Origin of the sequence: Sporosarcina luteola (genome assembly GCF_023715245.1) — a bacterium.
In the GTDB taxonomy this organism is placed as follows: Bacteria; Bacillota; Bacilli; order Bacillales_A; family Planococcaceae; genus Sporosarcina; species Sporosarcina luteola_C.
Map to the genome: position 1 here is coordinate 1,510,787 of NZ_JAMBNV010000001.1, position 24,267 is coordinate 1,535,053.

Consider the following 24,267-nt stretch of genomic DNA (forward strand, 5'->3'; position numbering starts at 1 on the left):
CTATTCATTTAAGCAAGCTGTTAATCTGAATTATATACTTCGCTACACGAAACACAAGACTCTTTTACTGCAGATCAGAAAAATCATAAAGAATGTTACTATGGCATACTTATAATAGTGTTTCATTTTCAATTGATAAATCTTCTCATTTCAAGTAAAATGTATTTGAGAAAGATTCTCAAACATGGAGAAAGTGGAGAGGATGAAGTTCATGCTTCGTATTATCATAATGGCATTGTTTGCAGGTACCGTTGCAAGTATTTCAGCAATAACTCTCTTTAAGGGATTTGACTTGGAAGGGGCATTGGTCGGACTTTCTTCCCTGGTCGTTTTATTTGGAATAACATCATTTTTCTATAGCAAATATAAAAAACAATTAATCAGATCATAGACACCAGCCTCTCTGGTGTTTTTTTAATGGTCATTCAAGGAATTTTTTTCGTAAATGAAGTATAATCAAATAGCTATTCTGATCTGTTATGAGGAGGTACTTATGTTTTTTATTGAATTTAAACGAATCCTAGTCGTCATATTCGGCTCTTTGCTGATGGCTGTTTCTTTGAATTTTTTCCTGATCAATGCAAACGTCTATGCAAGTGGATTCGCAGGGGCTGCTCAGCTTGTTTCAAGCATCCTGGTTGATCAAATCGATATTTCAATCAGCACCGGTATTCTACTATTTCTATTCAACATACCTGTAATTATTTTAGGATGGTTCAAGGTTGGCAGAGGATTTACGATCTACAGCATCGTCTCGGTTGTCTTTACTACAATTTTCCTCGAAATCCTTCCGATTCTTTCACTTTCCAATGACATCATCCTGAATGCAGTTTTCGGGGGAGTGATTGCTGGCGTCGGTGTAGGCATATCGCTGAAACTTGGGGCATCTACAGGTGGAATGGATATTGTTGCTATGGTGTTGTCACGTCTGCAGGACAAACCAATCGGAACTTATTTTTTATTGTTAAATGGAATTATCATTGTCCTTGCAGGGATATTGTATGAGCCGGAGAATGCGTTATATACGATGGTTGCGCTGTATGTAACAACTTCTGTCATCGATATGATCCATACCCGTCATGAGAAAGTGACGGCAATGATTATCACCCATAATGCCGAAGAGCTTCAGCGGGCAATCCATCAGAAGATGGTTCGTGGGATTACAATAGTTCCGGCAAAAGGCGCTTATTCCAATGAAGATAAGAGCATGCTCTATTTGGTCATCACAAGGTATGAATTATATGACCTTGAGAAGATCATTAATGAAGTTGACCCGCAGGCTTTTACAAATATCGTTCAAACAGTTGGGATTTTCGGGTTTTTCAGGAGAGAAGACGAGCTGCCGAAAAGAAGAACAACATAAAACAAGGTATCCCTGAAAAATGGGATACCTTGTTTTTATTTTAAGCCACTGTCTTTTGTATCGACTATTTCTGTCGAGCCTTCCAGGAATTTAGTTAATTCCTCAATATTTTTATCAAAATCAATATCCAAGACTCGGCCAGCTCTGACGTCAAGATCGCGGTAAGAGTTGTCCACCGGAATCCGAAGTGTATCGATTTTTTCGGATTTATTGTCCAATATACCTTTACCTATGGAAAGCATTGTCATCTTATCAAGATTGGTATCAATATAGGCATCCGCTGCCCCTAATAACTTCGGTAAATTCATTAAGCTGTGTACGCTTACAGCTTCATCCTTCAATTTTGAGAGCACTTCCTGTTGGCGTGCTACACGGCCAAAGTCATTTTGACTATCGTGCCGGAAGCGGACATAGCCTAATAGCTGGTCCCCGTGCAGCCTTTGAACTCCCGGGTGCAGCGTCATATAAATTCCGTGTGACATGGTATATGGAATGTCTACTTCAATACCATCCGGTGCGATAATATCCGCAATTTTAGGGAACCCATTAAAGTCGACCATCGCGTAGTAATGAACATCCATGCCGAAGTTTTCTTTAATTGTCTGTCGGACGAGCTCCGGTCCGCCGAGGGTGTATGCAGAGTTCATTTTCTGCATACCATAACCAGGAATCTCGACATACGTATCACGCATGATCGAAATAAGTTTTACCTTCTCGGTATTTTGATTGTAATTCGCTATCATTAGTGTATCGGATCGCCCTTCTTCATCTTTCCGTGCATCTGAGCCGAGCAACATAATATTGATTTCGCCGAATTGCGGTTCCGGTCCATCAAAAATGCCGAAGTCCTCATTCTGCTCTTTCAACGTCCCATCTTCAGATAGTGACAATCCTTTATTATATTGATCGAACCAGTAGTAGAGGCCTAGTCCTAGCAAGACGACAACAATACTGATTATAATACCGAGCTTTTTCTTTTTTTTCTTCTTTCGCATATCTATTCTCTTCAAATGGTTCACCGCCTAATTATAAAAATCTATAAAGAGATTGTTTAGCACGCGTATCATATCACCTAATAGCTTGATGGGCAAGGGGATATTTCCACTACATATAGACGTCTCATGACATAAAAAGTTTTCATTTCAAGCAAAATAGTCGTTCCAATTTCTTCTTGTCGACTTCTTTACCCTTGCTTGGCTGCTTAAATTCTTCTTTTTACAATATTTATTTGCGAGATTTTACCGGTTATTTGGTGAGGTCTATTTTGAGGTGGTATGACCGATAATTAGTTATACCGCTTTTTTTATTTTATTGGAGGTATAATTTTGGATACATATGAAGGACTTGCTAGAACAGTACAAATAAATAATGAAAACTGCTTATTGAACTATGATGATTCATTAGAGCACGTAGGCACAGGAAGGAGTGCATTTGTATTTAGGATAAAGTCGACGATGAAAGCGATGAAAGTGTATTTCCCCGCTTTTTCCCATATAGCAAAGGAGGAGGCGGAAATTTATGGACAACTTCAAGATATAGTTTATTATCCTTCCGTCTATGCATCAGGTACGAATTTTATCGTAATAGATTACATTGAGGGCGATACACTTTTTGACTGTTTAGTCCAAGGGACAGTCGTTAAGTCTACACACATAGTAGAAATCGACCGAGCACTTTCATTGGCAACTGCCAGAGGTCTTAATCCTTCCGATATTCACTTGCGAAATATTTTCATCACTACTGAAGATAAAATAAAGATTATTGATGTTGCGCGTTTTAGACAAAAGAAAAACTGCAGACAATGGGGAAACCTGAAAAGGGCGTACAGACAGGTATATTGCAAGCGGCTTTTCCCCAAGAGAATTCCCGCCGCTCTCTTAAGTGCGGTTGCTTGGATATATAAAAAAGACTGGATACCTTCTTACCGGATATGAACATTATTCTGATTGATAACGCCGGATTTCATTCAAAATAAAATCGGTGTCCTCTAAATATATTCTTCGTTTGAGCAGGATAAAAACAAATGTATGATGAATAAAGTAGAGAAGTGGCCACGAAAAGTACAAGGGGAGAAAAAAGTGAGATTCTCTGAGATTCATCCTTTTATTTATTACGTAAGAATTGAGCAAAAAAGATTTTTTCGTTTCATGAAAAACGTTAAGAACAGAAAACGATTTGCAAAGAGTAAAGCTGAAGTAGATTTCCACTATACATGTAAAAAACATCAATCGTTATTGCGTAGAAGGCTGGGAGATAGCGATCCGATCTTACAGGAAAATAAAATCGTGAATCTCACTATCGCGGCAAAAAGGATTGACGGAGTCATCATTCGACCAGGCGAAGTTTTTTCATTCTGGGGATTGGTCGGTAGGGCTACAAGGAAAAAAGGGTATATTGAAGGGATGCAGCTTTCGAGGGGAGAAGTGAAGACAGGTGTGGGTGGCGGCATTTGTCAGTTAGCAAACCTTCTCTATTGGATGGTGTTGCACACGCCGATGACCGTAGTGGAAAGGCATCATCATAGCTTTGATCCTTTTCCTGACGAAGGGAGGGTCCTTCCTTTTGGCAGCGGTGCCAGCGTATTTTACAATTATGTAGATTTCCGCTTCAAGAATACTACCGAATCTGCTTTTCAAATCCGTGTTTGGTTGACTGATCGTCACTTGAAAGGTGCTATATATTCCAATAAGGATATTGGAGTAAGTTACCACATAGAAGAAAGGGCACACCAATTTTACAAGAGAGACGGTAATACTTTTAGACAGAATGAAATATGGAGATGGACTGTCGATAAACGGACAGGGGAATATATGCACGAAGAACTGTTAATAAAAAATGATTCGGAAGTGAAATATGAAGTGATAGAAAGACAGCTCGTTAATGTAAATGATTGATTCGGGAGAAAAAGCCAGGCGGGTAATCACCCTCCTGGCCGAAAGTCAGATCCTATCATTGAATTGTTGCAATAATACCTTCTTCTCTGTCCAATAACAATTTGATACCCGCTGCATAAGGATCTCCGTTTAAAACTTCTTCAATCCAATAACGGATTGCCTGGATGATGTCGAATGAACCGAGGACTTGTATTTGACCGTTATATTCCAGTTCTGCGGAAAAGCCTTCATCATCGTCGTAGACAAGCTCGACTTCGATTTCTTCCGGGGGAATTTTATGTTTTTGTGAATGATCAATGCAAATTGCATTTACAATATCCTGTTCGGACATCATTAATTCTGCCATGGATTAGCTTTCTCTCTTCTTGCTTTAAGGAGAGAGAAAACTCTCCGAATTAAGCTAATGATGAAGATTATTGCCAACATATTGATCAGAAAACCTAATACTGAACCTAATATGCCCATATTGGCGAAAAGACTTCCAAATAGAAGACCTGCAATCCCACCGACAAATAACCCGCGCATGAGACCTCCGGAGAAGAACCCGCCTTTTGAAGATTGGCTATTAGGAGATTTGGCAAAGGATGTATCGTCTTCCTGCTTCTTATCCACTTTCGGTTTTGATATGTTGTTCTGACTAGGGTTAAAGCTTTTCTTGCCTGATTTATATCTTTTCGCTTCAACAGTAGTAGCATGATCATTCAGTATAAAGCTACCGATTGGTGACATGACTATTGTCAAAGCAAGTAACGCAGATAGTAATTTCTTCAATCCATAAACCTCCATCAATATGTAAAATTCATCACTGTACAATTATAAGTAAAAAGTATATTGATGGCAAACAATCGGTTGTTTCGGTTTTAGGAAGAATGCAGATCATATTTGATCATGCATTCTTCCCATTCACTTACTCCTCTGGTTTAAACGTTTTGCAATTAGTATCTTCACTATCGTCTGCCTGATCACCGATTTCACTGACGACGTATATGACTTCGGCATGACAATTATTTCCTTCTCCCCAATATGTGCAGTTATTCACTTCACATAATATTTTCTGAGTCATCCTATCACCTCCGTATCCGTAGCCTTCCACCAAATCCACGAATAATGCTTACCTGTATTTGAGCATTGTAAGTGATAAAATGACATAAAGAGGAGGGGTTTTATTGAAGCGTCTAACTGATCATCTAATCGTCATATCTTTCGACTGTTTATCCTCTTTGGATATGCCTTTACTGGAAACATTGCCGAACTTCCGGAAGCTATTATCAGGAGCAGCCAAATGCAAACAAGTCAATACGATATATCCATCTGTTACTTACTCATGCCATACATCGATAATTACTGGAAATTACCCGATTCAACACCGAATAACAACGAATACATTGCTGCAACCGGGTAAAAAATCGCCGGATTGGTATTGGCAAAGAAGAAATATAAAAGGTACGACATTATTTGATGAGGCAAATAAGGCTGGTATGAAAACGGCGGCTTTGCTATGGCCGGTCACTGCCAGGGCTAACATTGATTTTCATATACCAGAAATCTTCGCTAACCGGCCTTGGCATTCCCAAGTTGTAGTATCACTTGTCAACGGCAGTTTGCTTTATACGATCCGCATGAATCAGCTCTATGGGCATATGCGAAAGGGGATTCAGCAACCGTGGCTCGATGATTTTGTTACAGCCGCTGCAGTACATACCATTACGTCAAAGAAACCCGATCTACTACTAATCCATTTAGTCGATCTCGATTTCCAAAGGCACATCCATGGATTTGCTTCAAAGGAGGCAGATGAGGCTTTACGCCGACATGATGAAAGATTAGGTGATGTCTTTCAGGCATTAGAAGAGAGTGGAATCGCCGAAAAATCGACCATCGTCGCTCTTGGTGATCATAGTTCCATTGATATATCGAAGGTGATCAAGTTAAATGTTTTATTGGAAGAAAGCGGGCTCATCAAAGTGAATAAAAAAGGACAAGTGAAAAGTTGGAGGGCGTTTTGCAAAAGTAATGATGGGTCGGCGTACATTTATTTGAATGATCCTGAAGATAGACATGCCGAAGAAAAAGTTCAAGCAATTTTGCATTCGATGATGAGGAATCCGGAAAATGGTATAGAGTTCGTTTTATCAGGAAAGGAAGCAAGTGAGACAGGAGCAGATAACGAAGCTGATTTCATGCTTGAAGCACGTGCAGGTTTTTATTTCACAGAAGAGCTCGATGGGGAAGCGTTTAGTGAAATTACTGAGGAAGATCTCGCAGTTGGTAGATATTCAAAGGCGGTATACGGGTATTCACCACTTAAGCCGGATTATGAGACTGTATTTATCGCTAAAGGGAGCGGGATAACTCCTGATGTTGAAATTCCAACTATGAGCTTGGTCGATGAAGGACCTACGTTTGCTAGAATTTTAGGACTAGATTTAGGAGAAACGGATGGAAGAATTTTGCATGAAATTCTCGAAAGCTGAGAATACCCGGAAATGGTTGATTCATTCCCGGGTTTCTTCTTCGTCTGAGAGATTTTCATGTAGCAATGATACAGGAATAAACAAACCGACCTTGCCATGTTCCTTATGATCCATTGTAGCAAAAATGATACCGATAACTTTTCCGTCTTCATTTAATACAGGGCTCCCGCTATTTCCTCGATAGACAGGTGCTTTGATCATCATTACTTCATCTGACCAACCGGTAAGCTTTATCGGTGCCAAAATGGAACCTTCATTTGCAATCCCTTTGAAGCTTAGTGGATTTCCGATAAAGGTAAGTGGGTCATTATTGTCCATCTTGCTGGAATGATCTATTTCGAGGAAGGGAAGCTCGCTGCCGTGTACTTCAAGTACCGCCACATCAATAGTTGGAAAGGTTTCTTTTACGGTAGCTTCATATCTTCCGTCATCAGGGAAAACAACCGATACCGATCGGTTTTCTTCCACGACATGATAGTTGGTGAGGATGGTTCCATCGCTTGAAACGGAGAAGCCAGTTCCTTTACCATCTTCAGTTACGACAACGACTACGGATTTTTTAAACTCTGCGATATCCTCACTTTTGGATAATGAAGCAGACGTCATTAGAAAATCAATTGCCGGAATCGAAAAGATCTGAAAAAGTCCTGCGAATGTGCTAAGAAAGAGCATAATTGATAGCAGCCAGATGAACGACTTCGGGATTTCTTTCTTTGGAATCGCATCATCCTGCTGTTGCATTAAGGCTTCCTGTTGTGCCTGCAAAACAAGTAGATGCATTTCTTCTTCGCTCAACTCTTCAGCGTATTGTTCGTCATTTTCCGTATGTTCATCATTCTTTTCAACTGTCATTTGGCGTCACTTCCCCTACTCACATGTTTGTACATTACTACTAGTATAGCAGTGAATCGTGATGTGCATATAATGGCACAAACTAGTAAGGAACTCCATATGTATAGAGGTGAAAGGGGAGACCAGCTTGGTAACATTGACACCAATACTTATCGGAGGGTATTCGTTTACAGCAGTAACTGTCCGTTTGCCGAAAACAACCTTATTGACCGTGTCGAATGAAAAAGGCTATATCATGTGCGGCGCCTTGGATGTAGGACTGCTGAATAATGTTTTAGCAGATCGTAAAATAGTCGCCGGAAGGGCTGTCGGGGTAAAAACAATTGAGCAATTACTGAAAGCGCCGCTTGAATCGGTTACATTAGAAGCAGAGGCACTAGGTATTCACACTGGAATGATTGGAGGAGAAGCATTGTTGAAAATGCGCTAATGATAAAAAGCCCCGTATCGCGAATGCGATACGGGGCTTTTTATCATTAGCGGTTGTCGTTACGGTTGTTGCGGTTGTTTCTGTCGTTGTTGTTGTTGTTGTTGTTGTTGTTGTTGTTGTTATTTCTGTCGTTACGGTTGTTGTTGTTGTTGTTGTTGTTTAAGAAATCATCGGCAAATTCTGTGTTTCTGTTGTTGTTGTTGTTTCTGTCGTTGCGGTTGTTCTGGTTATTGTCTCGGTTTTGGCGATTTTCTGGCATGTGTAAGACATCTCCTTCAGATTTTTTGTTAAGTGAAATGAATTCACTTACATGATGTATGATGTCCCTTCAACATAAAAATATCCGTTTCCTTTTTTTTGTCTAAGTAAAAACCATCACCCAATATGGATGATGGTTGTCGTTAGATATAATAAAAGCCGCCTTTGCCGTATCGTTAATCATGAAAGTTTTAAACCACCACTCCTCAAAGTGGGTGTTCGCAAGGACGATCCTGTCCGTCCTGATTGATAATGAATCAGGCATACCATTCCAGTCCCGATATAAAACTCCCTTTTACAGCTTAAAGGTTAAAACTTAATGTGAATACGAACAATGCAGCTTATGTATTTATATTACACGTTAATTTGAAAAATATCAATGAAAATATATTCCAGTCATTTTTCCGTCGGAATGTTATCTGTTTGTTTCAGTCGGTTACAGGGAAAGATATGGAGGAATTCCATTGAAGGAGAGTGATTCCGGTGAATCGAATATTTACTCTGCTTGTGTTCATCGGTGTACCGCTAATCATTATTGGTTCGATTATGGACTGGCCGGATATTCCGATATTCATCATTAGTTGTGTTAGCATCATCGCGCTTGCAGGATTTATTGGGAGAGCTACAGAAAGCCTTGCGATTGTTAGCGGTCCGAGAGTCGGCGGATTATTAAACGCAACATTCGGCAATGCTGTCGAATTGATCATTTCCATTTTTACACTGAAAGCAGGCTTAATAGGGATTGTATTAGCCTCTTTAACCGGATCGGTTCTTGGGAATCTTTTACTCGTACTGGGCGTGTCGTTTTTTGCAGGAGGCATTAAATTCAAAACGCAAAAATTCGGTATCCACGACGCTAGGTACAATTCGGGATTACTGATCTTCGCGGTCATTGTAGCGTTTGTCATTCCTGAGATATTCACACAAACAATGGATCAGACGAATACAATTTCGTTAAGTATTGGCATTTCCATCATATTGATCACTTTATATCTTGCGGGCCTGTTTTTCAAGCTTGTTACTCACAGAGGCGTTTTTTCATCGGCAGATACAGAGAGGCAAGAAGAGGAGACTCCTGAATGGACTAGAAAGAAATCCATTGTCATATTGCTGTTATCTACAATTGCCGTGGCTTATGTTTCTGAACAGCTCGTACATACATTCGAGACGCTTGGGGAGAAGTTCGGTTGGTCTGAGTTGTTTATCGGTGTTATTATCGTGGCGATTGTCGGGAATGCGGCAGAGCATTTTTCCGCCATTACAATGGCAATGAAGAACAGGATGGACGTAGCAGTGGAAATTGCGGTCGGCTCAACTTTGCAAGTTGCAATGTTTGTTGCTCCGATACTTGTATTAATATCTCTGATGATGCCCGAATCAATGCCACTCGTTTTTACTATACCTGAACTCGTCGCCATGGTCACTGCTACATTTCTTGTCATCAACCTCTCGAACGACGGCGAGTCCAACTGGTTTGAAGGCCTGACATTGCTAGCCGCTTATCTGATTATCGGCATAGGGTTTTATCTATTATAATAGAAGATGCTTACCAACGAACTAAAAGTGGTATAGACGGACAGGGAGGGATGACATGATGTTAGTTCAAATCGGCGTTTTTTTAATAGCAATTTCCTTTGCCATTTTTGCGATCGCTCTGTCGAAATTGCTTCTTCGCGCATCATCAGGCGTCAAGGCAATCCGGACTGCCACAGGAGAAATGGAGTCCAAATTGGACGGAACACTTCAAGCACTCGAGGGGACATTAGACGAAACGAATAGAACGATTTCGGATATGGACGGAAAATTGAATGCACTTAACAGTGTATTTCTATCTGTGGAGAAATTTGGTGGTGCGGCCAACATAGTAGGTGAGGAATTGAATGAATTGACCGAAACGTATGTTGAAAAAGCAGACATGAGTGGTGTAAAACCGTTTATCCGGACTATCCAAAGCGCCGAATTTGCAAAAATATTACTGGAATCATGGAAGCGCGGACGGAGTTTATCTGAAACTAGGAAGGAGAGAGCATATTGAGTTTAACCGGGATTGGTGTTTTATTAATAGGAATAGCATTTCTTATACTATCCATATATCTTGCCAGGGTGCTTAAAAATACGGCTTCCATTTTGGAAGGTGTTGGCCGCACCGTCGATCATTTGCCAAATCAGCTTGATGATGTCTTACATGAAACAGGAAAGATGATACAAAATTCCAATGATACGTTAGCGGATGTGAATGAAAAGCTAGGAACGTTGACACCACTCTTCCAGATCGTAGGAGATGTAGGGGAATCGACGAGAAAACTTGCATCATCCGCGAATGACATTGCAGGAGCCGTCAAAAAGAAGGCGCAATCGGTCGACGAGGAAACGCGCAATAAACGGCTGGATGGATTATATGGAGCATCTGCACTTGTCTATTATGTCATTCGAAACAGCAGGAATCATAAAAAAGACTATATGCTGAGGCCATCTCCATCTTCATTATATATATCTGGTGAACAGCGAGTGTTTGACATCGATAGGATGAAAGAGGAAGCGAAAGAGGCTGCAAGGGAAGGGAAGTACGTAATCAGTGACAAGTAAAAGCGATGGAGGATCAATTATCCTCCATCGCTATTTTATCTTTATTTCCTCTGAGAAAGAAGATGAACGAAAGTATGCCATAGATACCTTCGTACTTTTCACGAGTAGTAAAATCTGAGGCTTTACTCGTTTTATCCTTCAATGCATTCATTTTTTCAATGGCACTAAGGGTGAGTTTTCGTGTCGCAGTGCCTGTATCCCCGATAATATGGAAGAAAGGGCTGACCTCTTTCACTTGTTCATTGACAGTAGCGATTGTCGCATTACCCAATTGCATCACTTCGGCTGTTTGTTTAGAAAGGTCATCTACCATTCGAGGCAGACGATCTGTCGTCTGTTTCAACCCGTCCAATGCATCGGACATTTTACGTAAAGGTTTGATTAGAAAACATGTGAGTGTCAAGAATGCAATGCCTATGAGTAAAACCCCAATACCGAGCCAGTCCATATTCATCACCTCCGTATGTACTCTTCTTTATGTTCCTTCCACTTTTTGTGGTGAAGGGAGCTGCTTCATCTTTTGCTGGTCGTTAGAATCTTGCTTCAGTTTTTCGGATTTGAATTTGAAGTAAACCCTGGAAGCCCCTTCCGTCAATGCTGTCAACTTCTCCATCAATTCAAGATGTTTTGGATTTGGTGAAGCGATTTGCTGTGAAATTGACTGGAACGAACGTTTAAGATTTTCGGAAGATTTTTCGATGTGCTGGGCTGATTGTGCAACGCTTTCCATGCTTTGAACCTTGCTTTCCACATCAGCAGCAATTCTGTTGGTTCTTGCCATCAGTTGTTCGGATTTCGTTGTGATGCCACTAATCTTATTTTCCATCCTTGCAATTGTTTCGGATACTTCACTCATTGTCGTTTTTACATTCCGTAGAGCGACGATGAAGAAGATGGCAATCAGTAACAAGGATACAGCTGCTATGATTGCACTACTATAAAGAAGAATCTCCATTCTACTATCAACTCCATTCCATTGCTTTTGCATTTACCTATTCGGTACCACTCTTTCCAATCGAATAAACCTTAGACGAATCAGAATGAATAGAAGAATAAAGCGGCAAGCATACATAGAATGATTGGCAATCCCGAACGGAAGAAGAAAGACGGTTTCATCGATATGACTTCAGAGGGTGGGCGCATGGATACTAATTCACTTTGGACATGTTTAGGGGAAAGTACCTTTTTCATACTTGTAGAAAAGAAATCAAAAAAGCCGGACTGTAACACTGAAACAAGGATTCCAATGAAGAGAAACAAGGATCCTAGGTAGAATGAAACATTAATATAATCTAGAATTGTCAGCTTCTTATAAAATATTAACACAAGTACCAATATTAATAATTGGTTTACAATAATGTTCAAAACAATTTTCTTCATATTCCAACCTCTTTTTTCTCGTTTATATTATTTATTATTTATGTATATTATATCATTCGGCGAAAGAATGCAATTTAAGGAAAAGTCACTCATTACAAGCTTCCAAGGGTATGTAAGTAGAATAATATGATTTGTGTATCACTTATAATTATGTTGTTTCAGAAAAAAACATAAAAAAAGACTTTGACTTAAGATGTTTTGAATGTATAATAAAAAGTGATAATTCTTCAGACAATTACAAAAGGGGAGGTCAAAGATTTGAAAACTAACAAATGGCTTTTGCTAGTCGCTTTATCACTAGTGCTCAGCTTAGTTCTTGCTGCTTGTGGAAACAAGGACAAGGATGAAGACAAAACTGCTGCACCTGATAAAGAAGACGAAAAAGCAACAGAACAACCAACAGAAGAAGCCGGCGAGCCGGACGCAGAACAAGTTGTGAACTTGATAGAATCTGCAGCAATTCCATCTGTTGACTCCGCAATCGTGGAAGATGCAGTAGGATTCAATGTATTGAACAACGTAAATGAAGGGTTGTACCGTTTAAACCTTGAAAACATTGCAGAACCGGCAATGGCAGCAGAGGAAGCAGAAGTAAGTGAGGATGGTCTAACGTACACATTCAAACTTCGTGATGCAAAATGGTCCGACGGAACACCTGTAACTGCGCATGATTTCGTATTTGCATGGCAACGTGCAATCGATCCTGCAACCGGATCACCTTATGGTCCGTTCATGATGTCTGGAGTTATCAAAAATGCAACAGCAATCAGTGAAGAGAAAATGGAGAAGTCGGAACTTGGCGTAGTTGCCGAAGACGACAAAACATTGGTCGTAACATTGGAACGCCCAGTGCCTTACTTCTTATCACTAATGTCATTCGGAACATTCTACCCTCAAAAAGAGGAATTCGTTACATCTAAAGGCGATGCATATGCAACGAACTCAGATAACTTGCTTTACAACGGTCCTTTCGTTCTTACTGAGTGGGATGGAACTGGAGATAGCTGGGTATACAAAAAGAACGAACATTACTGGGATGCAGAGAACGTAAAACTTGAAACTATCAACGTAGATGTAGTTAAAGATTCTGCAACTGCAGTTAAACTTTACAACGATGGAAAGAAAGACCGCGCAGGAGTTTCAGGAGACTTGGCTCTTCAATATGGAACTCATGAAGAAGCTGTAAACGAGTCGGACACTGCTGTGTTCTACTTCAAATTTAACCAAGAGCGCAATGGTGAAAAAACACCGCTTGCAAACGTTAATATCCGTAAAGCACTAGCAAAATCTTTTGAGAAAGAAGATTTGGCTGACGTTGTTCTTGCAAACGGATCAACTGCTGCAAACTTCTTAGTACCAAGAGACTTCGCATACGATGAAAGCGGAACAGACTTCCGTGACATCAGCGGAGACCACCTTGTATACAATGTGGAAGAAGCTAAAGAATACTGGGCAAAAGGATTGGAAGAACTAGGTGTATCTGAATTGGAATTTGAAATCCTAGGCGGAGACACTGAACTGTCCAAGAAGATGAATGAGTATTTCAAAGCACAACTTGAAGGCAACCTAGAAGGATTGACAATCAAGTTGAAAGAAGTTCCATTTGCAGTACGTTTGGAGCTTGATGGAAACCAAGACTACGATATCCAAGTTTCTGGATGGGGTCCTGACTTCCAAGATCCAATTTCATTCATGGATTTGTTCGTTACAGATGGCACTAACAACTTGATGTCCTTCTCGAACAAAGAGTACGATGAGTTGATTGAAGCTACTAAAGATGAGCTTGCATTAGATCCTGCAGCACGTTACGAAGCATTTGCGAAGGCTGAAAAAATCCTTCTCGAAGACGAAGCTGCAATCGCACCAATCTACCAACGTGGTTTGATCCAACTTCAAAAGCCGTACTTCAAAGGACTTGGAATTCATCCTTTCGGAGCTGATCACAGCTACAAATGGGCTTATATCTCTGGTAAAGAGTAAGTAAGCATTGGCAGTTTAATTAGAAATGAGAGTATATGGCGGAAAATCCATATACTCTCTTTTTACTAACAGGAAATAAAGTGAAAGTTTGTAAGTGTTTTCATTTTGAAAAGAAATTGATTATTCAATTTGACATAAATCAAACTCACGTACTTTGGAGGTGCAACGTGGTTAAGTATATTGGAAAACGACTCGTTTACATGTTCCTTACGATGTTCCTGATCGCTACTGCAACGTTTTTCTTAATGCAAACGCTACCAGGTTCACCGATTGCTTCTTACAACAAGCTGAACGAAACGCAACGGGCAATTGTGGAAAAGAAATACGGCATCGATAAACCGAAGCCTGTTCAATACGCTATTTATATGAAAAACCTGGCCAAAGGAGATTTGGGAACATCTTTCGTATTTAAAGGGAAGAGTGTTAACGACCTATTGGCTACGAGAGTGAAACCTTCCTTCATATTGGGAGCGCAGGCGATGGTATTTGGAACAATCATAGGGATTTTGTTAGGAATGCTCGCCGCCTTGAAGCAGAATACAATATGGGATTACGGTAGCACGTTCTTTGCGATATTAGGGGTATCGATACCTTCTTTCGTATTCGCTTCATTGCTGCAGTATTGGGTAGCTTCTCAATGGCATTTGTTGCCGGTCGGTCTATGGAACGATGGTTGGAAATCAAGTATTCTACCATCCATCGCATTGGCGATGGGACCGCTTGCATTATCTGCACGTTTCATCCGTACTGAAATGATTGAAGTGCTGAGCTCCGATTATATTACGTTAGCAAAAGCGAAAGGTGCGAACGGTTTTGAAATCGCGTTTAAACATGCATTCAGAAACGCGCTAATTCCTCTCGTTACAGTATTAGGGCCGGTAGCAGCCGGTATTGTAACCGGTTCCTTAGTTGTAGAACAGATCTTTGCGATTCCAGGAATCGGGGAGCAGTTCGTATCTTCCATCATGACGAATGACTTTGCAACAATCATGGGTACGACACTATTCTTCTCTGCATTGTTGATATTCATTATCTTCATTGTGGACCTTCTGTACGGAATCATTGATCCGCGAATCCGGTTGTCTGGAGGTAAAGGTTAATGCGAAAAGATGAACTTCAACAATTGCCGCCGGAAAAATTCGAGCGCATTACAATTGATAGCAGTAGGGCTGAACGGATTACTAAACCAAGTTTAAGTTTTTGGCAAGATGCTTGGCTGAGGCTGCGAAAAAATAAAGCGGCCATCGTCAGCATGGTCATCCTAATCTTACTTATCATCATGGCTTTGATAGGACCGCATCTAAATGGTCATGATGGCGAAACACAAATACTACGACACGCTAACTTACCGCCAAAAATTCCCGGCGTTGAGAATTTGGGGATATTTGACGGCATGGGTCAATTAGGCGGCGAGAAAGTAAATTTGTATGAAATTAAAAAAGTGGATGAGTATTATTGGTTCGGAACTGATGGACTTGGTAGAGACTTGTTCACCCGCGTTTGGGAAGGAACTCAAATTTCTTTATTGATCGCATTCGTTGCTGCGGCAATCGATGTGGTCATCGGGGTCCTTTATGGAGGTATATCAGGTTATTTCGGCGGCCGTGTCGACGATGTCATGCAACGGATTGTCGAAATATTGATTGGTATCCCAACACTTATTATCGTAATCTTGATGCTATTAATAATGGAGCCGGGTTTAACCGCCATTATCATTGCGATATCGATTACAGGGTGGATTGGCATGTCCCGTATCGTACGTGCCCAAACCTTGAAATATAGAGGGCAAGAATTTGTACTTGCATCACGTACATTAGGAGCAAGCGACAAGCGAATAATCGGGAAACATTTATTGCCGAATATTATGGGGATTATCATCATTAATACAATGTTCACAATACCGACTGCTATTTTCTTTGAAGCGTTCTTAAGCTTTATCGGGCTTGGTCTGCAGCCACCTAACGCTTCATTAGGTACATTGATCAATGATGGCTACAAAGTGATGGAACACCAGCCGTATTTCCTATTGTTCCCAGCCGTGATCATCAGTGTCTTGATGATTGCTTTTAACTTGATCGGTGACGGACTGCGCGATGCGCTTGACCCGAAAATGAAAGATTGATTGGAGGAAAGCCAAGATGGAAAAAATATTGCAAGTAAAAGACTTGGAGCTTTCCTTCCACACGTTCGCCGGTGAAGTGAAAGCAATCCGAGGAGTCAGCTTTGATTTGATCAAAGGAGAAACATTAGCCATTGTCGGTGAGTCGGGTTCCGGTAAATCGGTGACAACGAAATCGATAATGCGCTTGTTGCCCGAGTCGAGCTCTGAATTTAAAAATGGGGAAATTCTTTTTAATGGAAATGACTTGACGAAACTTTCTGATGGTCAAATGCAGAAAATTAGAGGGAAAGAGATTTCAATGATTTTCCAGGATCCGATGACTTCGTTGAATCCGACAATGACAATCGGCAAGCAGGTTATGGAGCCGATTTTAAAGCACCAAAAAGTTAGCAAGGCAAAAGCGAAGGAAGTTTGCATTGACTTATTGCGCATGGTAGGTATACCAAATCCGGAAACGCGAATTAAAATGTACCCGCATCAATTTTCTGGCGGACAAAGACAGCGGATCGTCATTGCGATAGCACTCGCTTGTAATCCGAAAGTATTGATTGCGGATGAACCGACGACTGCACTTGATGTTACGATACAGGCACAAATCCTTGAATTGATGAAGGACATTCAGAAAAAAGTCGATACGTCGATTATTTTCATTACACACGACCTCGGTGTTGTTGCAAACGTGGCAGACCGAGTGGCTGTCATGTATGGCGGGCGGATTGTGGAAGTGGGAACAGTGGATGAGATATTCTACAACCCGCAGCATCCATATACTTGGGGACTTCTCAGCTCGATGCCGTCTATGGATTTGGCTGATGAAAAGCTCTATGCGATTCCAGGCACTCCGCCTGATCTGTTGAATCCTCCTGTTGGAGATGCATTTGCACTAAGAAGTGAATATGCATTGCAAATTGATATGGAGCAAGCCCCGCCGATGTTCAAAGTTAGCGACACACATTATGCAGCGACTTGGCTGCTTCATCCGAATGCACCGCAAGTCGATCCTCCTAAGACGATTATCGAGAGGATGAAGACGTTCCGGGGAAGCAGATACTATGAACAAACGACTGGAGGTGATGCATGATGGTGGAGAAATTGCTTGAAGTGAAAAACTTGAAACAATATTTTAATGCCGGTAAACCATCCGAAGTCCGGGCAATCGACGATATCAGCTTTGATATATATCGTGGAGAGACATTTGGCCTGGTCGGGGAATCGGGCTGCGGAAAATCGACAACTGGCAGGACAATCATTCGTCTTTATGATGCCACCGACGGAGAAGTCCTTTACGACGGGATTAGTGTACATGAGAAAAAATCAAAATCCGAAGTGAAGGCTTTGAATCGGAAGATGCAAATGATTTTCCAAGATCCATATGCATCATTGAATCCGCGAATGAAAGTCCTGGATATTATCGCTGAAGGACTGGATGTTCACGGATTGGCTAAAAATCCGAAAGAACGGAAGCAGAAGGTTGTGGAGTTGCTGGAAACAGTAGGCTTGAATAAAGAGCATGCCGATCGATATCCGCATGAATTCTCGGGAGGTCAGCGTCAACGGATTGGAATTGCGCGAGCGCTCGCCGTCAATCCGGAGTTCATCATTGCTGATGAACCGATTTCCGCGCTTGACGTTTCCATTCAAGCCCAAGTGGTCAACTTGCTGAAAGACTTGCAGAAGGAAAAGGGATTGACATATTTATTCATCGCGCATGACCTATCTATGGTGAAGTACATTTCGGATCGGATTGGCGTCATGTATTTCGGGAAGCTTGTTGAAATGGCTCCTGCGGATGAATTATACAAAAATCCGTTGCACCCTTACACAAAATCATTGCTATCTGCGATTCCGCTTCCGGACCCGATTTACGAACGGTCACGGGTAAGACATCCGTACGATCCTAAACAACATAATTACGGACCCGATGAAAAAGTGGAATTCCGTGAAGTAACACCTGGTCATTTCGTACTTTGCTCCGAAAAAGAGTTTAAAGAAATGAAGGCCCAAGCTAACTAATAAGATAAACCGCTATCCACATCGAAAAATATGATGTGGATGGCGGTTTTCTCATTTTTAATATTAGACGCTCTTCACCGTTTGTACTGTATTTACTTTTTTCGGACCATGCTGTTCAGCTCTTACCTTTTTGATATCCAATTGAATTAAAATCGAAATAACCAATGCAACTCCAAACAGTCCCGCGAAAAAGAGTAAACTACTTTCATAACTTCCAGTCGTGTCTTTCATCCAAGCAGCAAACATAGGTCCGGCAATTCCCGCTGCCGCCCAGGCTGTTAATATATATCCATGAATTGCGCCAAGTTGTTTTGTTCCGAAAATATCACCGATATACGCAGGTATGCATGAGAAACCTCCGCCGTAGCAAGTATAAATCACAGCGAGCATTACTTGGAACAGTATGGCGTTAGTTGTAAAAGGTAGAAGGGCAAATAACACTACCTGAATAACAAAAAATACTGTGTACGTATGTCTTCGACCGATATAATCGGAAATGGATGCCCATCCTAACCGTCCGAATCCATTAAAGAGTCCGAGGACTCCAACGAGTGCAGCAGCCTGTATTGTAGTCATGCCAATACTTTCTATGGCAAGAGGCTTGGCAGCAGACAAGATGGCGATTCCGCAAGTGACATTCAGGAAAAGCATCATCCATAAATAATAAAATCGTTTTGTCTTGATAGCTTCGTTCGCTGTCAATTGTGCTAAGTCCACTATCGCTTCGACTTTTCCGGATTCCAACTTTTTTATATAACCCGCTGGAGCCCAACCTTCCTCAGGTTTCTCAAGATAAAGTGAAGAGGTGATCATGATAATTAAATAAGATGCTCCTAGGATATAGAATGTGTTTTGAAGGCCAACAGAAGTGATGAGCGCTTCCATTATGGGACTGCTGATTGCAGCTGCAAAGCCGAACCCCATTATTGCCATTCCTGTTGCAAGACCACGCCGATCCGGGAACCATTTCACAAGTGTGGAAACTGGGGCAATATATCCTACACCCAGCCCAATTCCGCCTAGTACCCCATAAAAAAAGTACAACAGTGTAAGCGAGGATATGCTTACGGCGAAACCAGCACCCATAACACCTACTCCGAAGAAAGTTGCCGCAAGTATCCCAGCTTTACGTGGACCATGTTTTTCAACGAAGTGACCAAGGAATGCAGCAGACAGGCCCAAGAATAAAATTGCGATACTAAACGTCAATTGCACTTGGCTTGTCGACCATCCGAATTGGTCGATCAGCGGGTTTGTAAAGTTGCTCCATGCATACACGGAGCCGATCGAAATGTGAATCCCAACGGCGGAGGCGGCAATCAACCATCTGTTCTTTGTTTTCTTCGATCCTACTTTCACTTTTCACATCTCCCTTTGATAATAAAGTAATACGACAAAGGAATCTTCCTCTCGTTTTTCAAAGTAATTTCAAATAGGAAATGAAAGCCCTTTCATTTTGTTTGAAGATTCGAAAAAAGAGATACATATTTTGTCATATTCCCGTCATGATATCATCATCTTTTGGGTTTGTCACTAAATATTATATTTAGTCTAAAAATATCGAAAAGTCATAGTTTGATTCTTTCTGGGTGCGTATACACATTGAATGATTGGCCTCTTATGAATCCGACTGCGGTTATTCCTAATTCATCAGCAAGATTTACTGCTAGTTCTGTCGGAGCGGATTTAGAAAGAACGACTTCACAGCCGATTTTTGCGACTTTTAATAATATCTCCGAAGATATCCTACCGCTAAAGACAATCACCTTGTCTTTAACAGTAATTTCGTTTTTAAAACAATATCCATAAATTTTATCAAGCGCATTATGCCGTCCTATATCCATTCTAGTCAGCATGAAATCTTGCGAATCGCAAAGAGCAGCAATATGCACTCCGCCCGTTTGTTGAAACAGATCAGCTTTCTGATCCATCTTTTCCATCAACGAAAAACAATGCTGAGGTGTCAATACGACATCCCTTTGCAACATGCGTTTAGCTGTGAGTGCGTCATTGGCAAAGACAAATCCTTGTCGGCTCATCCCGCAACACGATGTAATATACCTTTTGTTTTGGAGCTGTTCAAAAAAAGGAAATGTTCTTCTTGTATGTACATGGATTAAGCCCAATTCTTCCTCCAACCGGATCTCCTGGATATCTGAGTAATCGATAATAATTCGTTCGGACGCAAGGAATCCGATTACCATATCCTCGATATACTCGGGCGTACAGACGATAGTTAATAATTCTTTACCGTTTAATTTAATTGTAATCGGGAATTCAGTTGCGACCTCATCTGTCTTTTGTTCGAATGCACCGTTGGCAAATCGCAAAATGGCCCGTTTTTGAATGCGATTCATAATGGTTCTCCTTTCATTGATCAATAATCCTATCGAACAAGAATACAGAAACAGCAATATCGTCCTCCAATTTGATGTCTGAGAATAGATGGACGAATTTAGCGCCAACTACCTCCTCAAGACCTTCTGGAGGTGAGACAGCATATACTTCTTGTATCATTCTTGTCCTGGCCATATGGACCATCTCTTTGCCATCATTTGTGCCTGCGATGAATTTTTCGGTAGGTGTCAAATTCCCGTAAAGTGTCGAGATTGCCATATTGTCGACAAATATTGTGGTAATCCTTTCTGGACCCTTGCCGAAGAGGTCTTTTCTCAGCTTCCTGATAATATCATTGAATTCATGGATTTTTTTTGACACTCCTATACACTCCTTTTGAAAAATAAGAATTATCTTTCAATAACCCATAAAAGACATTGTATAATAATTGCATATAATCTATAATACTAGTAAGAATGATATCGGGGTATGAAACTGCACTGGTATTATTATTCAATTACTTTACATTTGGATTGGTTATTTAGCAAGCTCTGCTACTGGACTATTCCACCATAGACAAGCACACCTATTGGCAGGTGTATTTGTCTATGGTGGTTTTTTATTTCAAAGGAGGCATTTTTATGTCAATCAAAGTTAATGGAAAGGTATCGCCGTTCAGGGAAGGCATGACTATATTACAAGTGGTCAATGAACAGCAGATTGAGCATCCACAAATCTGCTATTTGCCTGAAGTGGACCCCATTGAAACGTGCGATACATGTATCGTTGAAGTAAATGGCCGTCTTGTTCGTGCTTGTTCAACAAAAGCCGAATATGGAATGGATGTCCAATTGAACTCTATGCGCGCAAAGGAAGCGCAAACGGAAGCAATGGATCGGATCCTTGAAAACCACTTATTATATTGCACTGTTTGTGATAACAACAATGGCAACTGTAAAATCCATAACACGGTTGACATGATGGGAATCGAGGAACAAAAATATCCATACGAGCCAAAATGCACACAAGACAGTGTGGATTTCACACATCCATTTTATCGTTATGATCCGAATCAATGCATAGCTTGTGGCCAATGTGTAGAAGCATGTCAAAACCTGCAAGTGAATGAAACACTTAGTATGGACTGGAAAAGGGATCGGCCGATTGTCCTCTGGGATGGTGGCGCGAAGATCAATGATTCCTCCTGCGTCGGCTGCGGCCATTGCGTCACTGTTTGCCCTTGTAATGCATTGATGGAGAAGTCCATGCTTGGGGAAGCCGGATTCATGACTGGGATGAAAGAAGAGATTCTAACTCCGATGATTGATCTCGTGAAAGACGTGGAGCCTGGATATAGCGGTATCATGGCCATTTCGGATGCAGAAGCGGCGATGCGTGATACAAGAACGAAGAAAACAAAAACGGTTTGTACTTTCTGCGGGGTAGGGTGTTCATTTGAAGTTTGGACAAAGGACAGAAAAATCCTGAAGATCCAGCCTGTTTCAGAAGCACCCGTCAATGCAATATCGACTTGTGTCAAAGGAAAGTTCGGTTGGGATTTCGTCAACAGCGAAGAACGATTGACGACTCCGCTCATCCGGAAAGGGGATTCATTCGTCGAAGCCACCTGGAAGGAAGCCTTGGATTTGGTGGCGGAGCGTTTGGGATCCATCCATAAGGAATATGGCGAAGATAGTGTTGGTGTCATATCATCTTCAAAAATCACCAATGAAGAGAACTATGTGATCCAAAAGCTTGCGAGGCAAGTGTTCAAGACGAATAACGTCGACAACTGTTCACGTTACTGTCAATCGCCGGCGACCGATGGGTTATTCAGGACTGTTGGAATGGGTGGCGACGCGGGAACGATCAAAGACATAGCAAAGGCGGGTCTTGTGATCATCGTTGGAGCAAACCCTGCTGAAGGACATCCCGTTCTCGCCACGCGTGTTAAGCGGGCTCATAAACTACATGGTCAGAAATTGATCGTTGCTGATTTGCGCAAGCATGAAATGGCGGAGCGATCCGATATTTTCATCAGTCCGAAGCAGGGAACTGACCAAGTATGGCTGATGGCGGTAACGAAATATCTGATTGACAAGGGCTGGCATGATGCGGCCTTCATACGTGAAAACGTCCACCATTTTGATGAGTTCAAAGATGTATTGAAAACATATACGCTTGATTTTGCCGAGCATGTGACTGGTGTGCCGAAAGAAATGCTGATCCAGACGGCTGAAATGATCCGCGATGCGGATGGTACATGTATTTTATGGGGAATGGGAGTTACTCAAAATACTGGCGGGTCGGACACTTCCGCTGCGATTTCTAACTTACTTCTAGCTACCGGGAATTATCGCAGGCCAGGCGCAGGTGCGTATCCATTACGTGGCCATAACAATGTCCAAGGTGCTTGTGATATGGGTACTCTTCCAGGATGGCTGCCAGGCTATCAGCACGTAACGGATAATGCTGCACGTGAAAAATTCGAGCGCGCATATGGGGTTGAAATTGGCAATAAGCCAGGACTGGATAATATTCAAATGTTGCATGCGATCGATGAGGGCATCATGAAAGCGATGTATATCGTCGGTGAAGATATGGCGCTCGTCGATTCCAATGCAAATCATGTGCATGACGTCTTATCCAAACTCGATTTCCTAGTAGTCCAAGATATATTCTTCTCTAGGACTGCAAGATATGCAGACGTAATCTTACCGGCGGTACCTTCCTTGGAGAAGGATGGGACATTTACGAACACGGAGAGAAGAGTTCAGCGATTGTATAAAGCTTTGCCGGAATTAGGGGATGCGAAGGCCGATTGGTGGATTGTCCAGGAAATCGCTACAAGACTCGGGGCTAATTGGCAGTTTACACATCCGAGTGAAATCTTCGCTGAAATGGCCAGTCTTTCACCGTTGTTCAGCAAGGCCGATTACAGTAATATGGAAAACTGGAATAGCTTTTTGTGGGGAAGTCTTGACGGTGAAAGTACTCCGTTACTATATGTCGATGGATTTAATTTCCCTGATGGAAAAGCAAGGTTTGCCTTGTCCGATTGGGTGGAACCGGTCAAATACGATGACGAATTCGACTTGCATATTAATAACGGCAGGATGCTTGAGCATTTCCATGAAGGGAACTTGACGAATAAATCTGCTGGAATTCAATCGAAAGTGCCTGAAATCTTCGTGGAAGTATCTCCAGAACTTGCAAAAGAGAGGGGAGTTCTCAGCGGCTCGTTAGTAAGGCTCGTGTCACCGCACGGAGCACTACGTCTTCCTGCTCTAGTGACCGAAAGGGTGAAGGGGAATGAATTATTCCTTCCGATGAACTCGGTTGAAAAAGAATCGGCGATAAACTTCCTGACGGGAACGGCGGTCGATCAAAGGACCAATACTCCTGCTTTCAAACAAGCAAAAGTCCGCATGGAGGTTATACGCACGGAAGGCGAAAATCCGTTGCCGGCAAGCAACCATCGAAATAAAAAACGGCATCCTCAAGATGGGGTTGAAGTTGAACGGAAATGGGCGAGACCTGGTTACGAGCATCTGACAGATCAAGTGGAGAAAGGGTGA

At 41.6% G+C, this 24,267-nt stretch carries 27 protein-coding genes and 1 other RNA gene; 15 read left to right on the top strand and 13 right to left on the bottom strand.

Annotated features, from left to right (window positions below; translation table 11 throughout):
* Positions 1–184: 184 nt before the first annotated feature.
* Entirely contained in the window at positions 185–391 is a 207-nt protein-coding gene (locus M3152_RS07140; RefSeq protein WP_251694480.1) for a hypothetical protein, read from the top strand.
* 102 nt (positions 392–493) lie between these two features.
* Positions 494–1,363 carry a YitT family protein gene (locus M3152_RS07145; RefSeq protein WP_251694481.1) on the top strand — a complete coding sequence of 290 codons (870 nt, stop codon included), beginning with the start codon at positions 494–496 and terminating at the stop codon, positions 1,361–1,363.
* A gap of 35 nt (positions 1,364–1,398) precedes the next feature.
* On the opposite strand, the gene M3152_RS07150 is transcribed toward M3152_RS07145, so the two are convergent.
* Complete coding sequence (locus tag M3152_RS07150) at positions 1,399–2,358, bottom strand: LCP family protein (RefSeq protein WP_251695270.1); 960 nt, start codon at positions 2,356–2,358, stop codon at positions 1,399–1,401.
* 330 nt (positions 2,359–2,688) lie between these two features.
* On the opposite strand from M3152_RS07150, the gene M3152_RS07155 reads away from it, so the two are divergent.
* Positions 2,689–3,297 (top strand): protein kinase family protein, encoded by a 609-nt coding sequence (locus M3152_RS07155; protein WP_251694482.1) that lies wholly within the window; start codon positions 2,689–2,691, stop codon positions 3,295–3,297.
* A gap of 213 nt (positions 3,298–3,510) precedes the next feature.
* The gene (locus M3152_RS07160) at positions 3,511–4,257 is read left to right on the top strand and encodes a VanW family protein (protein WP_251694483.1); all 747 of its coding nucleotides are present in this window, start codon (positions 3,511–3,513) and stop codon (positions 4,255–4,257) included.
* Between the two features lie 55 nt (positions 4,258–4,312).
* On the opposite strand, the gene M3152_RS07165 is transcribed toward M3152_RS07160, so the two are convergent.
* The 3 genes from M3152_RS07165 to M3152_RS07175 form a co-directional block, all read right to left on the bottom strand.
* Entirely contained in the window at positions 4,313–4,603 is a 291-nt protein-coding gene (locus tag M3152_RS07165; protein WP_251694484.1) for a DUF2653 family protein, read from the bottom strand.
* On the bottom strand, positions 4,591–5,028 hold the full coding sequence (locus M3152_RS07170) for a hypothetical protein (protein ID WP_251694485.1): 438 nt from the start codon (positions 5,026–5,028) through the stop codon (positions 4,591–4,593). The genes M3152_RS07165 and M3152_RS07170 overlap by 13 nt, the downstream gene beginning before the upstream one ends.
* Before the next feature lie 136 nt (positions 5,029–5,164).
* Positions 5,165–5,320 carry a DUF1540 domain-containing protein gene (locus tag M3152_RS07175; protein ID WP_251694486.1) on the bottom strand — a complete coding sequence of 52 codons (156 nt, stop codon included), beginning with the start codon at positions 5,318–5,320 and terminating at the stop codon, positions 5,165–5,167.
* 103 nt (positions 5,321–5,423) lie between these two features.
* Here M3152_RS07175 and M3152_RS07180 point away from each other — a divergent pair, with 103 nt between their 5' ends.
* A complete protein-coding gene (locus M3152_RS07180; RefSeq protein ID WP_251694487.1) occupies positions 5,424–6,731 on the top strand; it encodes an alkaline phosphatase family protein in 1,308 nt (435 codons plus the stop codon).
* Positions 6,732–6,752: 21 nt separating this feature from the next.
* On the opposite strand, the gene M3152_RS07185 is transcribed toward M3152_RS07180, so the two are convergent.
* Entirely contained in the window at positions 6,753–7,583 is an 831-nt protein-coding gene (locus tag M3152_RS07185) for a S1C family serine protease (protein ID WP_251694488.1), read from the bottom strand.
* Between the two features lie 127 nt (positions 7,584–7,710).
* On the opposite strand from M3152_RS07185, the gene M3152_RS07190 reads away from it, so the two are divergent.
* Positions 7,711–8,013 (top strand): YunC family protein, encoded by a 303-nt coding sequence (locus M3152_RS07190; RefSeq protein WP_251694489.1) that lies wholly within the window; start codon positions 7,711–7,713, stop codon positions 8,011–8,013.
* Between the two features lie 46 nt (positions 8,014–8,059).
* Here the strand turns inward: M3152_RS07190 and M3152_RS07195 are convergent, their stop codons facing one another.
* Both M3152_RS07195 and ssrS read right to left on the bottom strand, forming a co-directional pair.
* Positions 8,060–8,272 (bottom strand): hypothetical protein, encoded by a 213-nt coding sequence (locus M3152_RS07195; RefSeq protein WP_251694490.1) that lies wholly within the window; start codon positions 8,270–8,272, stop codon positions 8,060–8,062.
* A 151-nt stretch (positions 8,273–8,423) separates the two neighbouring features.
* Positions 8,424–8,617: non-coding RNA, 6S RNA (ssrS, locus tag M3152_RS07200), on the bottom strand.
* A gap of 137 nt (positions 8,618–8,754) precedes the next feature.
* Between ssrS and cax the strand changes: the two genes are divergently transcribed.
* The 3 genes from cax to M3152_RS07215 are packed head-to-tail and all read left to right on the top strand — an operon-like array spanning position 8,755 to position 10,857.
* Positions 8,755–9,807, top strand: a complete 1,053-nt coding sequence (gene cax / locus M3152_RS07205) for a calcium/proton exchanger (RefSeq protein ID WP_251694491.1) — start codon at positions 8,755–8,757, stop codon at positions 9,805–9,807.
* Positions 9,808–9,862: 55 nt separating this feature from the next.
* Positions 9,863–10,306 carry a DUF948 domain-containing protein gene (locus M3152_RS07210; protein ID WP_251694492.1) on the top strand — a complete coding sequence of 148 codons (444 nt, stop codon included), beginning with the start codon at positions 9,863–9,865 and terminating at the stop codon, positions 10,304–10,306.
* Positions 10,303–10,857: a DUF948 domain-containing protein gene (locus M3152_RS07215; RefSeq protein ID WP_251694493.1), complete on the top strand. Its 555-nt coding sequence runs from the start codon at positions 10,303–10,305 to the stop codon at positions 10,855–10,857. The genes M3152_RS07210 and M3152_RS07215 overlap by 4 nt, the downstream gene beginning before the upstream one ends.
* 13 nt (positions 10,858–10,870) lie before the next feature.
* Here the strand turns inward: M3152_RS07215 and M3152_RS07220 are convergent, their stop codons facing one another.
* The 3 genes from M3152_RS07220 to M3152_RS07230 form a co-directional block, all read right to left on the bottom strand.
* The gene (locus M3152_RS07220; protein WP_251694494.1) at positions 10,871–11,305 is read right to left on the bottom strand and encodes a DUF948 domain-containing protein; all 435 of its coding nucleotides are present in this window, start codon (positions 11,303–11,305) and stop codon (positions 10,871–10,873) included.
* A gap of 27 nt (positions 11,306–11,332) precedes the next feature.
* A complete protein-coding gene (locus tag M3152_RS07225; protein ID WP_251694495.1) occupies positions 11,333–11,812 on the bottom strand; it encodes a DUF948 domain-containing protein in 480 nt (159 codons plus the stop codon).
* Between the two features lie 80 nt (positions 11,813–11,892).
* Positions 11,893–12,237 carry a DUF3899 domain-containing protein gene (locus tag M3152_RS07230; RefSeq protein WP_251694496.1) on the bottom strand — a complete coding sequence of 115 codons (345 nt, stop codon included), beginning with the start codon at positions 12,235–12,237 and terminating at the stop codon, positions 11,893–11,895.
* Between the two features lie 258 nt (positions 12,238–12,495).
* On the opposite strand from M3152_RS07230, the gene M3152_RS07235 reads away from it, so the two are divergent.
* From M3152_RS07235 to M3152_RS07255, 5 genes are all read left to right on the top strand, one after another.
* Positions 12,496–14,217: a peptide ABC transporter substrate-binding protein gene (locus tag M3152_RS07235; RefSeq protein WP_251694497.1), complete on the top strand. Its 1,722-nt coding sequence runs from the start codon at positions 12,496–12,498 to the stop codon at positions 14,215–14,217.
* Positions 14,218–14,384: 167 nt separating this feature from the next.
* The gene (opp3b, locus tag M3152_RS07240) at positions 14,385–15,317 is read left to right on the top strand and encodes an oligopeptide ABC transporter permease (protein WP_262173292.1); all 933 of its coding nucleotides are present in this window, start codon (positions 14,385–14,387) and stop codon (positions 15,315–15,317) included.
* The gene (gene opp3C / locus M3152_RS07245) at positions 15,317–16,339 is read left to right on the top strand and encodes an oligopeptide ABC transporter permease (protein ID WP_251694498.1); all 1,023 of its coding nucleotides are present in this window, start codon (positions 15,317–15,319) and stop codon (positions 16,337–16,339) included. Before opp3b ends, opp3C begins: the two co-directional genes overlap by 1 nt.
* 16 nt (positions 16,340–16,355) lie before the next feature.
* On the top strand, positions 16,356–17,420 hold the full coding sequence (locus M3152_RS07250) for an ABC transporter ATP-binding protein (RefSeq protein ID WP_251694499.1): 1,065 nt from the start codon (positions 16,356–16,358) through the stop codon (positions 17,418–17,420).
* A complete protein-coding gene (locus M3152_RS07255) occupies positions 17,420–18,352 on the top strand; it encodes an ABC transporter ATP-binding protein (RefSeq protein ID WP_251695272.1) in 933 nt (310 codons plus the stop codon). Before M3152_RS07250 ends, M3152_RS07255 begins: the two co-directional genes overlap by 1 nt.
* 63 nt (positions 18,353–18,415) lie before the next feature.
* Here M3152_RS07255 and M3152_RS07260 read toward each other — a convergent pair whose 3' ends face one another.
* From M3152_RS07260 to M3152_RS07270, 3 genes are all read right to left on the bottom strand, one after another.
* The gene (locus M3152_RS07260) at positions 18,416–19,711 is read right to left on the bottom strand and encodes an L-lactate MFS transporter (RefSeq protein ID WP_251694500.1); all 1,296 of its coding nucleotides are present in this window, start codon (positions 19,709–19,711) and stop codon (positions 18,416–18,418) included.
* Between the two features lie 209 nt (positions 19,712–19,920).
* Entirely contained in the window at positions 19,921–20,709 is a 789-nt protein-coding gene (gene fdhD, locus M3152_RS07265) for a formate dehydrogenase accessory sulfurtransferase FdhD (RefSeq protein ID WP_251694501.1), read from the bottom strand.
* A gap of 13 nt (positions 20,710–20,722) precedes the next feature.
* Positions 20,723–21,070 (bottom strand): DUF2294 domain-containing protein, encoded by a 348-nt coding sequence (locus tag M3152_RS07270; RefSeq protein WP_251694502.1) that lies wholly within the window; start codon positions 21,068–21,070, stop codon positions 20,723–20,725.
* A gap of 260 nt (positions 21,071–21,330) precedes the next feature.
* On the opposite strand from M3152_RS07270, the gene fdhF reads away from it, so the two are divergent.
* Positions 21,331–24,267, top strand: coding sequence for a formate dehydrogenase subunit alpha (fdhF, locus tag M3152_RS07275; RefSeq protein ID WP_251694503.1), 2,937 nt, complete (start codon positions 21,331–21,333; stop codon positions 24,265–24,267).

Coding starts and splice junctions, on each gene's coding strand:
- M3152_RS07140 (WP_251694480.1), top strand. CDS start 185: ATGGAGAAAGTGGAGAGGATGAAGTTCATGCTTCGTATTATCATAATG.
- M3152_RS07145 (WP_251694481.1), top strand. CDS start 494: ATGTTTTTTATTGAATTTAAACGAATCCTAGTCGTCATATTCGGCTCT.
- M3152_RS07150 (WP_251695270.1), bottom strand. CDS start 2,358: ATGCGAAAGAAGAAAAAAAAGAAAAAGCTCGGTATTATAATCAGTATT.
- M3152_RS07160 (WP_251694483.1), top strand. CDS start 3,511: ATGAAAAACGTTAAGAACAGAAAACGATTTGCAAAGAGTAAAGCTGAA.
- M3152_RS07165 (WP_251694484.1), bottom strand. CDS start 4,603: ATGGCAGAATTAATGATGTCCGAACAGGATATTGTAAATGCAATTTGC.
- M3152_RS07175 (WP_251694486.1), bottom strand. CDS start 5,320: ATGACTCAGAAAATATTATGTGAAGTGAATAACTGCACATATTGGGGA.
- M3152_RS07185 (WP_251694488.1), bottom strand. CDS start 7,583: ATGACAGTTGAAAAGAATGATGAACATACGGAAAATGACGAACAATAC.
- M3152_RS07195 (WP_251694490.1), bottom strand. CDS start 8,272: ATGCCAGAAAATCGCCAAAACCGAGACAATAACCAGAACAACCGCAAC.
- M3152_RS07210 (WP_251694492.1), top strand. CDS start 9,863: ATGATGTTAGTTCAAATCGGCGTTTTTTTAATAGCAATTTCCTTTGCC.
- M3152_RS07220 (WP_251694494.1), bottom strand. CDS start 11,305: ATGGACTGGCTCGGTATTGGGGTTTTACTCATAGGCATTGCATTCTTG.
- M3152_RS07225 (WP_251694495.1), bottom strand. CDS start 11,812: ATGGAGATTCTTCTTTATAGTAGTGCAATCATAGCAGCTGTATCCTTG.
- M3152_RS07230 (WP_251694496.1), bottom strand. CDS start 12,237: ATGAAGAAAATTGTTTTGAACATTATTGTAAACCAATTATTAATATTG.
- opp3C (WP_251694498.1), top strand. CDS start 15,317: ATGCGAAAAGATGAACTTCAACAATTGCCGCCGGAAAAATTCGAGCGC.
- M3152_RS07250 (WP_251694499.1), top strand. CDS start 16,356: ATGGAAAAAATATTGCAAGTAAAAGACTTGGAGCTTTCCTTCCACACG.
- M3152_RS07255 (WP_251695272.1), top strand. CDS start 17,420: ATGGTGGAGAAATTGCTTGAAGTGAAAAACTTGAAACAATATTTTAAT.
- fdhD (WP_251694501.1), bottom strand. CDS start 20,709: ATGAATCGCATTCAAAAACGGGCCATTTTGCGATTTGCCAACGGTGCA.
- fdhF (WP_251694503.1), top strand. CDS start 21,331: ATGTCAATCAAAGTTAATGGAAAGGTATCGCCGTTCAGGGAAGGCATG.